The sequence below is a fragment of the Rhodoferax sp. OV413 genome (genome assembly GCF_945881795.1).
GTDB lineage: Bacteria > Pseudomonadota > Gammaproteobacteria > Burkholderiales > Burkholderiaceae_C > Allorhodoferax.
Window position 1 is genome coordinate 1 of the sequence record NZ_CAMCVG010000063.1, and the last position, 12982, is coordinate 12982.

Sequence of the window (12982 nt, forward strand, 5' to 3'; positions counted from 1 at the left end):
ATTCGAACCTTCGCATGCTGGAATCAAAATCCAGTGCCTTAACCAACTTGGCGACTCCCCTACACGGGTTGATAGCTAACTGCTACCCACCGATAAACCGTCGCTGGTTGCCCACCCTTGAAGGGGATGCGCATCCAAACTGCTGCACGACCTGACCTGAAACCCGTCAGGCGCATCGCCCATTTCGGTAACCTGATCAAGGTGCGCAAACACCGCGCTTCCTGAACCGGTCATCCGCCCGCTAAGACCTTTGGATTCAAGCCACTGGAGGGCTTGGCTCACCGCGGGGCAAAGTGCCTGGGCAACGCTCTGCAAATCGTTTCTGGTTTGGCTTAAAAGCTGACCAAAGCCGTCTGCAGCGAAGCCATAAATTGTAGCGCACTCTGTGTCGCGTTTTAAGCGGGGGTCGGAAAATATTCTGTGCGTTTCGAGTCCGGCATCCGGCTTGACCACCACCCAGCGGGACGGCGCAATGTCGATGGGCGTCATCTTCTCGCCAATGCCTTCGACCCATGCGTTGCGCCCGCCCAGGAAAAACGGCACGTCTGCGCCCAAGGTCAAGCCGATGCGGGAAAGCGATTCCAGCGGCAGGTGCAGTTCCCACAATCTGTTGAGTGCGAGCAGGGTGGATGCCGCGTCGGACGAGCCGCCGCCCATGCCGGCCTGCGCGGGAATCGACTTCTCTATCCCGATGTGCGCGCCGTCGCTGCAGCCGGTGGCTTCTTGGAGGGCACGCGCCGCGCGAACAATCAGGTCGTCCTCGGGCAGCGCCCAGTTCAGGTCCTCACGGGTGATGAGCCGGTCGCTTCGGCGGCTGAAGTGCAGTGTGTCGCACCAGTCGATAAGCATGAAGGGCGACTGCAGCAGGTGGTAGCCGTCATCGCGTCGGCCCACGATATGCAAGAACAGGTTGAGCTTGGCGGGGGCCGGAATGTCGTAGAGCGACTGCATGGCGCCATTATCTGCGCGGGTTTCAGGGCTGCAGCACGATGCGCAACTCGGCGCGGGCAGGGCCTTCTGCTATGCGGGTAGCCATTAGCCGGCCCTGTTGTAGAGCCGAGAGGTCGGCGGTCCAGCCCGGCACGTTGGTCGGGCGGCCCTGCAGCCAGTCAAACAAGGCCTGCACCGGCAGTTCGGTGTCGGTGGCTTGCAGCACCAGCGCATTGAGTGTGGCGAAGTACCGCGTTTCTCCTGCGCTGATCAGGCTGGCGCCGTCAGGCGTCCACCGCATTTGCGCGGCTGTGGTGCCCAAGGGGGAATACAGCACCAGAGAGCCCGCTTGCGGGTTGCCGCTCAAGTCGAAGTCGGCAGCAAACGCCTGCGCGGCGGCTCCGAACACTTTGATGGACAGCCGGCCACTCCACTGCATTTCAGACGCTAAACCGGCTTTATCCCCCGTCAGACTTGCGCAGCCAGCTATTAAAAACGTAGCAAATGCCAGAAAAACACCGGCAGCCCGTAACCCTGCGCGCCGGTTCATAGGGCGGGTGGTCGGACAGCAGGTGGCGCAGGAGCTACTGGTGATGCAGCGGGCGCACTGATGGGCGCGCTGGTGGGCGCACTAACGGGCGTCGTGCCGGGCTGCAGGCTGGGTTGCAGGCGCTTGAGAGTTTCCAGCAGGGTTTCGTTGTCGTTCTGTTGCTCTAGGCCCTGGCTCCAGATGCGCTCGGCCGCCTCGCGCTGGCCGGCGGCCCACAAAACTTCGCCCAGATGGGCGGCAATTTCGGCGTCTTTGCGGCTCGCGAAGGCTTTCTCCAACAGGGCCTGCGCCTCGGCCAGCCTGCCGCTTCGGAACTCTACCCAGGCCAGACTGTCAATGATGAAGGGGTCGTTGGGCGCGAATTCCAGCGCCTTCTGAATCAGCTGCCGTGCCTCGGGCAGGCGCACATTGCGATCGGCCATCGAGTAGCCCAGCGCGTTGTAGGCGTGGTAGTAGTCAGGTGCTGCGGCAATGAGTTTGCGCAGCAGTCGCTCCATCTCGTCTTTTTGGCCGATCTTCTCGGCCATCATGGCCTGGTCGTAGGCGAAAGTGGTGTCCTCGGGGTAGGCCTTCGTCGCGCGGCTCAGCAGCTCGTAGGCCTCTGCAAACCGTTTGGCGTCGCGCAGCAGTGCGATTTCGGTGCTCAGCTTGGTGCGCACGTCTTCGGGCTGCAATTCGGGCGCGCTGCGGATGGTGCGCAGCGCCTCGTCAAGCTTGCCTTGCCGGGCCATCAGCACCGCGCTGCGGGAAATCACCCGCATCTGGTCCTGCGGGCTCTTGATGCGCTGCAGGTAGGCCATGGCCTCGTCGGGCTTGGCGTTTTGCTCTGCCAACTGGGCCAGCAAAAACAAAGCCTGCACCGAGCCGCGGCTGATCTCTGACGCTTCGCCGCTGGCTTGCTCGGCGGGCAACAGGCTCAGGTATTTCTGCAGCGAGACTGCGGCGTCGGCGCTGCCTTTGTCTTGCGCCTCCAGCGAACCGCGCAACAGCCAGGCATCTGCAAAATCGGGTGACTGCTGGTTGATGGTTTTCATCTGGGCCAGCGCGTCGTCCAGCCGCTGTGCGCCAATCAGCGTGCGCCCGTAGGCCATGCGGATGTCGGGCAGTGGCTTGGTAGCGAGGTAGTTTTGCACCAGTGCCTCTGCACCGGGGACCTTGGCCTCCATCAAATTGAGCGCCAGCACCGCCCCCTCTTCGGAGCTGCGGTCCAGGGCGGAGCTGCGCTGTGCGGCATCCAGTGCGCCGGCGGTATTGCCCGCGGACAGGCGCATGATGCCCACCGCAGCCCATGCCGCCGGGCCGAACTGCACGCTGGTCAGGTCGGCGGCCAGCACTTGTTCGACGATGGTGGCTGCGAGAGCCTTGTCCGCCACCCGGGGAAAGTACCGCGGAATCACATTGATAGCCGCCAGCCGCTCCTTTCCGGTTAAGCCTTGCAGCGATCGCTTCAGAGATTCGCCGGTCTCTCCCAGGCGGTTAACGCCAATGAGCAGCTGCAGCACATACCGGTTGGCCTCTTTGGAGGTGGGATGGGCTCGCTGCCAGGCACGAGAGGCTTCCAAAGCGTAATCGGCCTTGCGAGCGCGCAGGGCCAGCTCGACCGACCTTTCGTACAGGCGCACCGAGTTGGACTTGCGGGCCGCGTCCAGCATGAGGGAGAAGGCGTTGATGTCGTCGCCATTGGTGGACGAAATCTCGGCCAACAAAATCTGGTACATCAACCCGGTGTTGAGCTCGGAGTTGAGCACCGGCGAGGCGGTGCGGGCCTGCGAAGGGCTCGCAGCAAGGAGCCCGGCGGACAGGGCGGCCGACAGGGAGACGATGGCAAGAAGGCGTTGGGTGCGGTGCATCGGACCATAATAATCCAAGCCCCTATTTTGCGAACCCCCATGCCTGAATTGCCCGAAGTCGAAGTGACCCGCCGGAGTTTTGCCGACCGCATCACCGGCGCCACCATCCGTGAAGCCCGGCTGGGTAAGCCCCTGCGCTGGCCCTTGCAATGCGCGCCGCAAAGCCTTGCGGGTATGCGGGTGCGTGGCGTGCGGCGGCGCGGTAAATACCTGCTGATGGACCTGAGCGGCGGCCTGCTGCTGGTGCATTTGGGCATGTCAGGCTCGGTGATGTTTTACCATCAGCTGCCGCCTGCGGGCGTGCACGACCACTTTGATTTGGAGACTGACCTGGGAACCTTGCGCCTGCACGACCCGCGTCGCTTTGGCGCGGTGGTGTTTGCCTTGTCTGAGGCTGATCCGGTGGCGCGCAAGCTTCTGGGGCATCTGGGTGTGGAGCCGCTGGACGGTGGGTTTGAGCCTACGGCATTTCTGGCGGGGCTTCGCCTGCGCAAGGCGGCTATCAAGCAAGTGCTGCTGGCCGGCGAGCTGGTGGTGGGGGTGGGCAATATTTACGCCAGCGAGGCCTTGTTTTTGGCCGGCATTCGCCCCACCACACCGGCACACCGCATCAGCAAGCCACGAGCCGCGCGCCTGCACGCTGCGGTGATTGATGTGCTGAGCCGCGCGGTAGAGAAGGGCGGCAGCACGCTGCGGGATTTTTCGAATGCCAATGGCGAGGGCGGCTACTTTCAGCTCGAAGCCATGGTCTACGGCCGGGCCGGCGCGCCTTGCCGCGTGTGCGCAAGCACGGTGCGAACCATCAAGCAGGGGCAGCGTTCTACGTTTTTTTGCCCGGTCTGCCAAAAGCGCTGATCCGCCCGCATGACGCCATTGAATCAAGCTGCCGCAGCGGCCCAACAGGGTTTTGCCACCGAAGTCGTGCGTTGGCAGGCGCAGCACGGGCGTAACCACTTGCCGTGGCAGAACACCCGCGACCCCTACCGCGTCTGGCTCTCCGAAATCATGCTGCAGCAGACGCAGGTGGCCACGGTGTTGGGCTATTTCGACCGCTTTCTGGCGCGTTGCCCCACCGTGGCGGCGTTGGCGGATGCCAGTTCGGACGAGGTGATGGGCCTGTGGAGCGGGCTGGGTTACTACAGCCGCGCCCGCAATCTGCACCGCTGTGCCCAGCTGGTGGTGCAAGAGCACGGCGGGGCTTTTCCGCGCGACGCCGCCACGCTGGCCACGCTGCCCGGTATCGGCCGCTCCACCGCGGCGGCAGTTGCTTCGCTGTGCTTTGGCGAGCGGGTGGCCATCATGGACGCCAACGTCAAGCGGGTGCTGACCCGGGTGCTGGGCTTTGACGCCGACTTGGCCTCCGCCGCCAATGAACGTGCGCTGTGGAACCACGCGACCGAACTCCTGCCCGCCGGGCACGATGCCCCAACCCAGATGGCACGCTACACGCAGGGAATGATGGACCTGGGCGCCACCCTCTGCAGCCCCAAAAACCCCGTCTGCCCGCGCTGCCCGGTGCGTGGCAGCTGCGCGGCCGCCGCGGCGGGGGACGCAGAGCGCTACCCGGTGCGCACCCGCAAACTCAAACGCAGCAGCCAGAGCCTGTGGCTCTTGTGGCTAAGGCGCTCTGACGGCAGCGTGTGGCTGAGTAAGCGCCCGAGCCCCGGTGTGTGGGCGGGGCTGCAGTGCTTTCCGATGTTTGAGTCTGAAGATGCTTTGCGTGCTGCATTGCCGGCTGGGTTGCCCGGAGAGAGAGGCTTGCAGTTCTTGCCGGTGGTCGCGCATGTGCTCACCCATAAGGACCTTTTTTTGCATCCGGCCCAGGTGGAGTATGCGTCAACAGCTATTGAATTCATAGCATCCGGACTGGGAGAAGGTGCCTGGTTCACGCCCGCGGAGTGGAAAGCTGCCGGCTTGCCGGCGCCGGTGCGCCGCTTGCTGGAGAGCTAGGGAGTCAGAAAGCGGCGCAGTGTTTCTCCGCCGGGCCTGCTTTAGCGCGCGTCCATCTCGCGGTGCCGCTTGAGCGTGGCCCAGTCTGCCGCAAAGTGCCGCGCGAGCTGCTCGACCAGATACACCGAGCGGTGTTGCCCGCCGGTGCAGCCGATGGCTACGGTGACGTAGCTACGGTGGTCATGGGCCAGCGCGTCCAGCCAGCCCTCCAAAAACTGGGCAATCTGCTGCTGCATGCGTTGCACAGGTTCTGCGGCCTGCAGGAAGTCAATCACCGGCTGGTCGCGGCCATTGAGGTGTCTGAGGTCCGGGTCGTAATGCGGGTTGGGCAGCATGCGCACGTCAAACACAAAATCGGCATCGGTCGGCACGCCGCGCTTGAAGGCAAAGGACTCAAACACCAGCGTGAGTTGGCCGGCGGGCGCAGATATCAGCGCCTTGACATAGCCCTGCAGCTGCGCCGGACGGATGATGCTGGTGTCAATGACATAGGCTTGCTCGCGCAATTCCGCCAGCAGCTCGAACTCCATTTCAATGGCTTCCACCAGCGCGCGGCGCTGGTCGCGGTCGCCATCTACCGGGTCGAACTGCGACAGCGGGTGCTTGCGGCGGGTCTCGGAGTAGCGGCGCATCAGGGTGTCGGTGGTCGCATCTAAAAACAGCGGCTTGACCACCACGCCCAAGGCGCGCACCGCAGCCAGCTGCCGGGGCAGCTGGGGCAGTGCGCCCGCGCTGCGCACGTCCATGGCAATGGCCACGCGCTGGGCCTTGTTTTTGAGTTCCAGCTCCACAAAAGGCAGCAGCAATTCAGGCGGCAGGTTGTCTACGCAATAAAACCCGGCATCTTCCAGCGCATTCAGGGCGACAGATTTGCCCGAGCCCGACATGCCGGTAATCAGCACAATGTCCAGCGGCGGGTTCAAAGGCGTGGGCTGGCTGCGCATTCAAATGCCCGACTGCAGCATTTCTTTGGCGTGCGCCAGCGTCGTGCCGGAGAGCTTCTCGCCGCCCAGCATGCGCGCGATTTCAGCCACCCGCTGTTCACCGCTCACCGGGGCCACCGTGCTCAGGGTGGCGTTGCCTTGTAGCTGCTTGGACACCACCAGGTGGTGGTGCGCGCAGGCCGCGACTTGCGGCAGGTGGGTTACGGCCAGCACCTGGCGGTCGCTGCCGAGTTGCTGCATCAGGCGGCCCACGGTTTCCGCCACTGCGCCGCCGACGCCGGAATCCACCTCGTCAAATATCAGGGTCTGCGCCGTGCCGAGCCGGCTGGTGGTGACCGCAATGGCCAGCGCCATGCGCGATAACTCGCCGCCTGAGGCCACCTTACCCACCGGCCGCGGTGTGCTGCCCGCGTGGCCGGCGACCAGGAAGTGCACATCCTCCAGACCGCTGGTCTGGGGCTGGGCTAGCGGCTCCAGCGCCACTTCAAACCGGCCACCCTGCATCCCCAAACCCTGCATGGCCTGGGTGATACTTTGCGCCAGCAGAGGCGCGGCTTTGGCGCGCTGTTTTGACAGGGCTTGCGCCTCGGCCATGAAGGCGGCCTGCGTCTTGCGTTCTTTGGCTTGCAGGCCGTCGAGGTCGGCTGCGGCATCCAGCTGCGTTAGTTCAGTTTTCCAGCTGGCCCACAGCTCGGGTAGCTCGTCGGGCGAGCGTTTATAGCGGCGCGCCAGGCTGACCCACAAGGCCATGCGCTCGTCGAGCTCGGCCAGCCGCTCCGGGTCCAGCTCGGTGCGGCGGGCATAGGCGCGCAGGCTGTGGACCGAGTCCTCAATCTGCGCAATGCTGGACTGAAGCGCCTCAATGGCGTCTTTGAAATCTGCCTCCAGATGCGCCTGGCCGCTCAGCTGCTGCAGGGCCGCATGCAGTGGGGCGAGCGCGTTGACGTCGTCGTCTTCAAGCAGGTTCACCGCGCCCTGGGCTGCGTCCATCAGCGCCTGCCCGTTGGCCAGGCGGCTATGGCTGGCGTTGAGGTCGGGCCATTCGTTCGGGCCGGGGTTCAATTTATCGACCTCGGCAATTTGCCATGCCAGCCGTTCGCGCTCGCGCTGCAGGCTGTCTTGCGCAGACTCTGCCTGCGCCAGCGCCTGTTGGGCCTGGCGCCATGCGGCCCACAGGCTGGTGAGTGCCGTCGTATCGACTTTGGCGTAGGCGTCGAGCAAACCACGCACAGCGTCCGGCCGGGTGAGGCTTTGCCAGGCGTGCTGGCCGTGGATGTCGAGCAACTGCTCGCCCAGGGTGCGCAGCTGCTGGGCGGTTGCAGGGCTGCCGTTGACCCAGGCGCGACTCTTGCCCTGGGCGTCTACCGTGCGGCGCAGCAGCAGCGTGTCGCCGGCTTCAAAGCCGGCCTCATCCAGCACGGCCTGCAGCCCGGGGGTGTGGTCAAACTCGGCGCTGACTTCGGTGCGGGTTGCGCCTTCGCGGATGACGGCGGAGTCGGCGCGCGCACCGGTCACCAGCTGCAGCGCGTCAATCAGGATCGACTTGCCCGCGCCGGTTTCGCCAGTGAGCACCGAAAAGCCGGACTCCAGCTCCAGCTCCAGCGAGCTGACGATCACAAAGTCTTTGAGGACGATTCTCTTGAGTGCCATGGCAAGGTTTGCGGGCCTCAGGCCACCCCTTCGTTCCAGTGCATTTTTTGCCGCAGGGTGTCAAAGTACGTCCAACCCAGCGGGTGCAGGAAGCGCGCCTTGTGTTGGGATCGGGTGACTTCAATGCGGTCGCCGTGCAACAGGCTGGCCAGACTCTGCATATCAAAGTTCGCGCTGGCATCCCGCCCTGCTACAACTTCGATAGCTATGTGCGCAGTATCGGCGAGGGCTATCGGCCGATTTGATAGTGTGTGAGGCGCAATCGGCACCATCACCCAGGCGGCAATCGAGGGGTGCAGCAGCGGCCCGCCGGCCGACATGGCGTAGGCGGTCGATCCGGTGGGCGAGGCAATGATCAGCCCGTCGGCCCGCTGGTTGGCTACAAAGTGCCCGTCCACTTCCACCCGTAACTCCACCATGCCCGAGGTCGCGCCGCGGTTCACCACCACGTCGTTCATGGCCTCTGCCTCAAACACGCAGTGTCCGTCGCGCATGACGCGGGCGCACATCAGGGTTCGGTCGTCAATCTCGAACTGGCCCGCGAGCATGGGGGCCAGCGCGGTTTTGTATTGTTCGAAGCGGATGTCGGTAATGAAGCCCAGCCTGCCGGAGTTGATGCCTATGAGTGGCACCTGGTAGCGCGCCAGCTGGCGGCCGATGCCCAGCATGGTTCCGTCGCCGCCGACCACCAGCGCCAGGTCGCAATGGCTACCGATCTCGGGCACATCGAGGGTCGAGTAGTTGCTGAGGCCCGTGTTGGCTGCGGTGGCGGCCTCAATCACGACTTCGCAACCCTGGTCCATCAGGTAATGGGCAATCTCATCCAACGATTTGCGGGACGACGCGCCCGCCGCGCTGGAGCCGGTGGACTGGTACTTGCCGATCAGCGCGACATGCCTAAATTGAGACAACATGGGCAAATTAGACACCAAATAGGTTACTAAAATGACCTCCATGCTTGATGACCGTTCCAGGATGTTGATGAAGGCGCTCGTCGAGCGCTATATCGCGGATGGACAGCCGGTGGGCAGCCGCACGCTCTCCAAGGCGTCCGGTATGGAGCTCTCGCCGGCCACCATACGCAACGTCATGGCGGACCTCGAAGACCTCGGCCTCATCGTCAGCCCCCACACGTCGGCCGGCCGCATTCCCACCGCCCGCGGCTACCGCCTGTTTGTGGACACCATGCTGACCGTGCAGCAAGGCCAGATGGCCGCCCACAGCCTGGCCCCCGACCAGCCGCAAAAAGTGATTTCCAACGCGGCCAACCTGCTCTCCAACCTGTCGCAGTTTGTGGGGGTGGTGATTGCGCCGCGGCGCACATCGGCGTTCCGGCATATTGAGTTTTTGCGACTCTCTGAGCGGCGGCTGCTGGTCATCATCGTGGCGCCCGACGGCGATGTGCAAAACCGCGTCATCTACACCGAGGTGGATTACGCCCCCAGCCAGCTCACCGAGGCGGCCAACTTCCTCAACAGCAACTATATGGGCCTGGAGATCGAGCAAGTGCGCCAGCGCCTGCAAGGCGAGGTAGAGAGCCTGCGCGGAGAAATCGCCAGCCTGATGCAGGCTGCTGTGAAGGCCAGCTCCGACGTCATCACCGAAACTCAGGACGAAGTGGTGATCTCCGGAGAGCGCAACCTGCTCTCGGTGTCAGATTTTTCGAGCGATATGGGCCACCTGCGCCGCGCGTTTGAATTGTTTGAGCAAAAAGCCCAGCTCATGCGCCTGCTGGATGTGACCGGGCAGGCTGAAGGCGTGCGCATATTCATTGGCGGGGAAAGCCAGGTCGTGCCCTTTGAAGACCTGTCGATTGTCAGCAGCCCCTACGAAGTGGACGGCAAAGTAGTCGGCACTTTGGGCGTCATCGGCCCCACCCGCATGGCCTACGACCGCATGATCCAGATCGTGGACATCACCTCCAAACTCGTCAGCAACGCGCTCAGCCACCAAAGGTAACCACGCCGCTGCGGCACGAGCTGGCCGGTACAATCCTCGCTTCGGTTGGGGCGTTAGCTCAGTTGGTTAGAGCAGAGGACTCATAATCCTTTGGTCGAGTGTTCAAGTCACTCACGCCCTACCATTCGATACGCAAAAAGCCTGCATATTTGACGATGTGCAGGCTTTTTTGATGTCAGTTCTGAAAGACTACCGCGTCGAGTTTCATGCCCTTGATTTTTTCGGCCGCTGCGTCGGCTTGTGCCTTGGTGAGGTAGGGGCCCACACGGACGCGGGTAAGAGGGCCGCGTTTGCTTTTCACAATGTCGGTGAAAACCGGCAGCTCTGCCTGTTCGAGCGTGCGGAATGCGTTGGTGCCGTTGGAAGCCACGGCAAACAGCCCGATGTTGAGATAGAAACCCTTCACCATTTCTCCGCCGGCGGGCTTTTGTGTCGCGGGCTTGTCGGTCTGCTCAGCGGCGGCAGCCTGCGTGCCGGCTTTTCCATTCCCCTTGCGTTTGCCTTTCACAGGGGCCTTGGCTGTTGCCGCTTCAGCAGCTGGTGCGGTTTGTGGTGCGGCTTTCATGGCCGGCTGCGGCTCCAGCGGCACGGTGTCTGCAATGCTGCGGGGAACAGGGGCTGGCAGTGGAGGCTTGGGTTCTTCTGCTGCCATGGGGGGCGCGATTACCGGGCCGGCAGGCGCTGCAGCGGGCGCGGTGGTGTTGGTGGTTTCCGGCTCGGCGTCGTCCGAACCCCAGGTCAGTGCCTTGGGCCAAATGGCACAGCCGGACAATACGCTCACAACCAAACCCATGGCAACCAGGGTACGGGTAGCCCGCAAAGGGACACGAGAATCAAGGCGGGAAGGCGCAATAGACATGGGGCGGTTTCTTTCTTGTGCGGCAGGCAAAACGATTCGCACAATGTACCGTATGCGAAAGCCGCAGTCCGTGGCCCGGCGCGCGCGGCCAGAGCCGGTGTGGTGCTTGGCAATCGTGGGTTTGTTTAAAACTTTGTGACGTCTATCCAATGAAGCAAAATTTGCGTGCTAAAATCTCGAGCTTCGCGGCTGTAGCTCAGTTGGATAGAGTACTTGGCTACGAACCAAGGGGTCGTGGGTTCAATTCCTGCCAGCCGCACCAAAAAGTAAAGGTCTGCAATCGCAAGGTTGCAGACCTTTTTCTTATTCTGAGTCCCGAGAAGCGATTCCATGAGCAAGGCGTTTTCTAAAGACACTGATGCGGCAGACGACGATGAGTTGCAGCTTCCCGCCTTGCCCGCGGGCGGCAAGAACTACATCACGCCGGCCGGTTTTGCCAGACTGCGCGACGAGTTGCTCGACTTGATTGACAACGAGCGCCCCAAGGTTGTGGACGTGGTGCACTGGGCCGCCAGCAACGGCGACCGCTCGGAGAACGGTGACTATCTGTATGGCAAAAAGCGCCTTCGCGAGATTGACCGCCGCATTCGCTTCCTGACCAAGCGCTTAGAGATTGCCGAGGTCACCGACCCCTCCATCCACCACGGAAATGATCAGATTTTTTTTGGCGCCACGGTCACCTATGTGGACGACCAGGACACCGAGAGAACCATCACCATCAAGGGCATTGACGAGTCCGATAGCGCCGCCGGTGAAGTGAGCTGGATTTCGCCGATAGCGCGGACCCTGCTCAAGGCCCGCGAAGGCGATTCACTCAAGCTGGTGATGCCCGAGCGGGTCTCGGAAATCGAGGTATTGCGGGTGCTTTACCCGAAGCCCGGGGCACAAAACTAGCCTCGCAGGCTTCAGGCCTTCCGTCGACCCTCGGTCGCCCAACAACCGGCGCTCAGTTCACCCTGGGCCCGCCTGTGGTTGATCAGCCGCGTGAAGCGCGAAGTACCGATGGCGTACGCCGCAAATTTCGCAGAGCGATGTCCAGGTGCGCGGTATCGCGCACGCCGACCACCAGCCGCATATCGGATGCATCGTGTTCGCCGTCTTGCCCCATGTCGATGTGAATGATGTCGGCCTCTGCGCTGGCTAGCGCGGCTGCGACCTTGGCTAACACGCCCTTGCCGTTACTGACTGTGACCACCAGGGCAGTTTCAAAGGCCCGTACCGGCTCATCGGACCAGTCCACCTTGATGAAGCGCTCGCTGTCTTTGTGCTGAAGTTTTTTGGCGAGGCCGCAGGTATGGGTGTGAACCACCAGGCCCTCGCCGCGCCCGAGGTAACCCAGAATGGTGTCCCCAGGAATTGGCCGGCAGCAAGGCGCAAATTGAACCGAAGCGTTTTCACTGCCATCGAGCGTGATAGAGCTCAGGGCATTGCTTTCGTGGGCAGTAAAACGCTCACGGGTAAGCAGCAAGGCATCGGGCCGCGCGCCGGCATCGGTGAGCAGGTTTACCAGCCGTTTGGCCACGATGTTGGCAATCCTTTTGCCTAGACCGATATCGGTGAGCAACTCGTGCTTGGTTTTGTTGCCGGTAAAGCGCAGCAGTTTCTCCCACACATGCAAGCCTGCGGGGTTGTCATCGGGGAAGCTATCAATGCCTTCAGCGCGCAAGGCCTGCGCCAGCAGCTTGGCTCCGAGGTCTTCTGACTCGGTCTGCGCCATGGTCTTGAGGTGGTGCCGGATTTTGGAACGCGCCCGCCCAGTGCGCACAAATCCCAGCCAGGCCGGGTTGGGCGTGGACACCGGCGCCGTTACCACTTCCACCACATCGCCGTTTTTGAGCTCGGTACGCAAAGGAACCTGAAGGCCATTGATGCGGGCCGCTACTGTGGCGTCGCCGAGCTTGCTGTGAATGGCGTAGGCAAAGTCCACCACGGTCGCGCCGCGCGGCAGCGCCATGATCTGGCTCTTCGGTGTGAACACATACACAGCATCAGGAAACAGGTCGACCTTCACGTGATCCCAGAACTCAGCCGCATCGCGCGTCTCGTCCTGAATGTCCAGCAGCGACTGCAACCATTTGGTGCCCAGGCGGTCTGCCGTTCCGTCGCTGGGGTTGTTGACCTTGTAGAGCCAATGCGCGGCTACGCCTGATTCGGCCACCACGTGCATCGCCTCGGTACGCATCTGGAATTCCACATTGATACCCGAGGGGCCGACCAGCGTGGTGTGCAGCGATTGATAGCCGTTGACCTTGGCAATGGCGATGTGGTCTTTGAACTTGCCTGGCACCGG

General features: G+C 62.9%; 12 protein-coding genes and 2 tRNA genes. 6 read left to right on the forward strand and 8 right to left on the reverse strand.

Features of this window, described 5'->3' with window-relative positions; genetic code table 11:
• Window positions 1-75 precede the first annotated feature (75 nt).
• The 3 genes from ispE to Q0O05_RS08750 all read right to left on the reverse strand — a co-directional run bounded on the left by ispE (window position 76) and on the right by Q0O05_RS08750 (window position 3330).
• Window positions 76-951 carry a 4-(cytidine 5'-diphospho)-2-C-methyl-D-erythritol kinase gene (gene ispE / locus Q0O05_RS08740; RefSeq protein ID WP_293662177.1) on the reverse strand — a complete coding sequence of 292 codons (876 nt, stop codon included), beginning with the start codon at window positions 949-951 and terminating at the stop codon, window positions 76-78.
• Between the two features lie 22 nt (window positions 952-973).
• Window positions 974-1369 (reverse strand): lipoprotein insertase outer membrane protein LolB, encoded by a 396-nt coding sequence (locus Q0O05_RS08745; protein WP_293662179.1) that lies wholly within the window; start codon window positions 1367-1369, stop codon window positions 974-976.
• A gap of 107 nt (window positions 1370-1476) precedes the next feature.
• Entirely contained in the window at window positions 1477-3330 is a 1854-nt protein-coding gene (locus Q0O05_RS08750; RefSeq protein ID WP_293662181.1) for a tetratricopeptide repeat protein, read from the reverse strand.
• A 39-nt stretch (window positions 3331-3369) separates the two neighbouring features.
• Between Q0O05_RS08750 and mutM the strand changes: the two genes are divergently transcribed.
• Window positions 3370-4185 (forward strand): bifunctional DNA-formamidopyrimidine glycosylase/DNA-(apurinic or apyrimidinic site) lyase, encoded by an 816-nt coding sequence (gene mutM / locus Q0O05_RS08755; RefSeq protein ID WP_293662182.1) that lies wholly within the window; start codon window positions 3370-3372, stop codon window positions 4183-4185.
• Between the two features lie 9 nt (window positions 4186-4194).
• Window positions 4195-5280 (forward strand): A/G-specific adenine glycosylase, encoded by a 1086-nt coding sequence (gene mutY / locus Q0O05_RS08760; RefSeq protein ID WP_293662184.1) that lies wholly within the window; start codon window positions 4195-4197, stop codon window positions 5278-5280.
• Between the two features lie 41 nt (window positions 5281-5321).
• On the opposite strand, the gene rapZ is transcribed toward mutY, so the two are convergent.
• From rapZ to Q0O05_RS08775, 3 genes are read right to left on the reverse strand one after another with little or no spacing between them, the layout of a single operon-like run.
• Entirely contained in the window at window positions 5322-6224 is a 903-nt protein-coding gene (rapZ, locus tag Q0O05_RS08765; protein WP_293662186.1) for an RNase adapter RapZ, read from the reverse strand.
• Window positions 6225-7874: a DNA repair protein RecN gene (recN, locus tag Q0O05_RS08770; RefSeq protein ID WP_293662187.1), complete on the reverse strand. Its 1650-nt coding sequence runs from the start codon at window positions 7872-7874 to the stop codon at window positions 6225-6227.
• 17 nt (window positions 7875-7891) lie between these two features.
• The gene (locus Q0O05_RS08775; RefSeq protein ID WP_293662189.1) at window positions 7892-8788 is read right to left on the reverse strand and encodes an NAD kinase; all 897 of its coding nucleotides are present in this window, start codon (window positions 8786-8788) and stop codon (window positions 7892-7894) included.
• 40 nt (window positions 8789-8828) lie between these two features.
• Here Q0O05_RS08775 and hrcA point away from each other — a divergent pair, with 40 nt between their 5' ends.
• Window positions 8829-9833 carry a heat-inducible transcriptional repressor HrcA gene (gene hrcA / locus Q0O05_RS08780; RefSeq protein WP_293662197.1) on the forward strand — a complete coding sequence of 335 codons (1005 nt, stop codon included), beginning with the start codon at window positions 8829-8831 and terminating at the stop codon, window positions 9831-9833.
• A 47-nt stretch (window positions 9834-9880) separates the two neighbouring features.
• A tRNA-Ile gene (locus Q0O05_RS08785) sits at window positions 9881-9957 on the forward strand.
• Between the two features lie 51 nt (window positions 9958-10008).
• Here Q0O05_RS08785 and Q0O05_RS08790 read toward each other — a convergent pair.
• Window positions 10009-10614 carry an SPOR domain-containing protein gene (locus tag Q0O05_RS08790; protein WP_293662190.1) on the reverse strand — a complete coding sequence of 202 codons (606 nt, stop codon included), beginning with the start codon at window positions 10612-10614 and terminating at the stop codon, window positions 10009-10011.
• 263 nt (window positions 10615-10877) lie between these two features.
• Between Q0O05_RS08790 and Q0O05_RS08795 the strand changes: the two genes are divergently transcribed.
• Window positions 10878-10954: transfer RNA gene (locus tag Q0O05_RS08795), tRNA-Arg, on the forward strand.
• Window positions 10955-11022: 68 nt separating this feature from the next.
• Complete coding sequence (greB, locus tag Q0O05_RS08800) at window positions 11023-11586, forward strand: transcription elongation factor GreB (protein ID WP_293662192.1); 564 nt, start codon at window positions 11023-11025, stop codon at window positions 11584-11586.
• A gap of 82 nt (window positions 11587-11668) precedes the next feature.
• Here greB and Q0O05_RS08805 read toward each other — a convergent pair.
• The coding region (locus Q0O05_RS08805; protein ID WP_293662195.1) for a TGS domain-containing protein at window positions 11669-12982 on the reverse strand (1314 nt) is incomplete at its 5' end.

Coding starts and splice junctions, on each gene's coding strand:
- mutM (WP_293662182.1), top strand. CDS start 3,370: ATGCCTGAATTGCCCGAAGTCGAAGTGACCCGCCGGAGTTTTGCCGAC.
- rapZ (WP_293662186.1), bottom strand. CDS start 6,224: ATGCGCAGCCAGCCCACGCCTTTGAACCCGCCGCTGGACATTGTGCTG.
- Q0O05_RS08750 (WP_293662181.1), bottom strand. CDS start 3,330: ATGCACCGCACCCAACGCCTTCTTGCCATCGTCTCCCTGTCGGCCGCC.
- Q0O05_RS08775 (WP_293662189.1), bottom strand. CDS start 8,788: ATGTTGTCTCAATTTAGGCATGTCGCGCTGATCGGCAAGTACCAGTCC.
- mutY (WP_293662184.1), top strand. CDS start 4,195: ATGACGCCATTGAATCAAGCTGCCGCAGCGGCCCAACAGGGTTTTGCC.
- greB (WP_293662192.1), top strand. CDS start 11,023: ATGAGCAAGGCGTTTTCTAAAGACACTGATGCGGCAGACGACGATGAG.
- Q0O05_RS08745 (WP_293662179.1), bottom strand. CDS start 1,369: ATGCAGTGGAGTGGCCGGCTGTCCATCAAAGTGTTCGGAGCCGCCGCG.
- recN (WP_293662187.1), bottom strand. CDS start 7,874: ATGGCACTCAAGAGAATCGTCCTCAAAGACTTTGTGATCGTCAGCTCG.
- hrcA (WP_293662197.1), top strand. CDS start 8,829: ATGCTTGATGACCGTTCCAGGATGTTGATGAAGGCGCTCGTCGAGCGC.
- ispE (WP_293662177.1), bottom strand. CDS start 951: ATGCAGTCGCTCTACGACATTCCGGCCCCCGCCAAGCTCAACCTGTTC.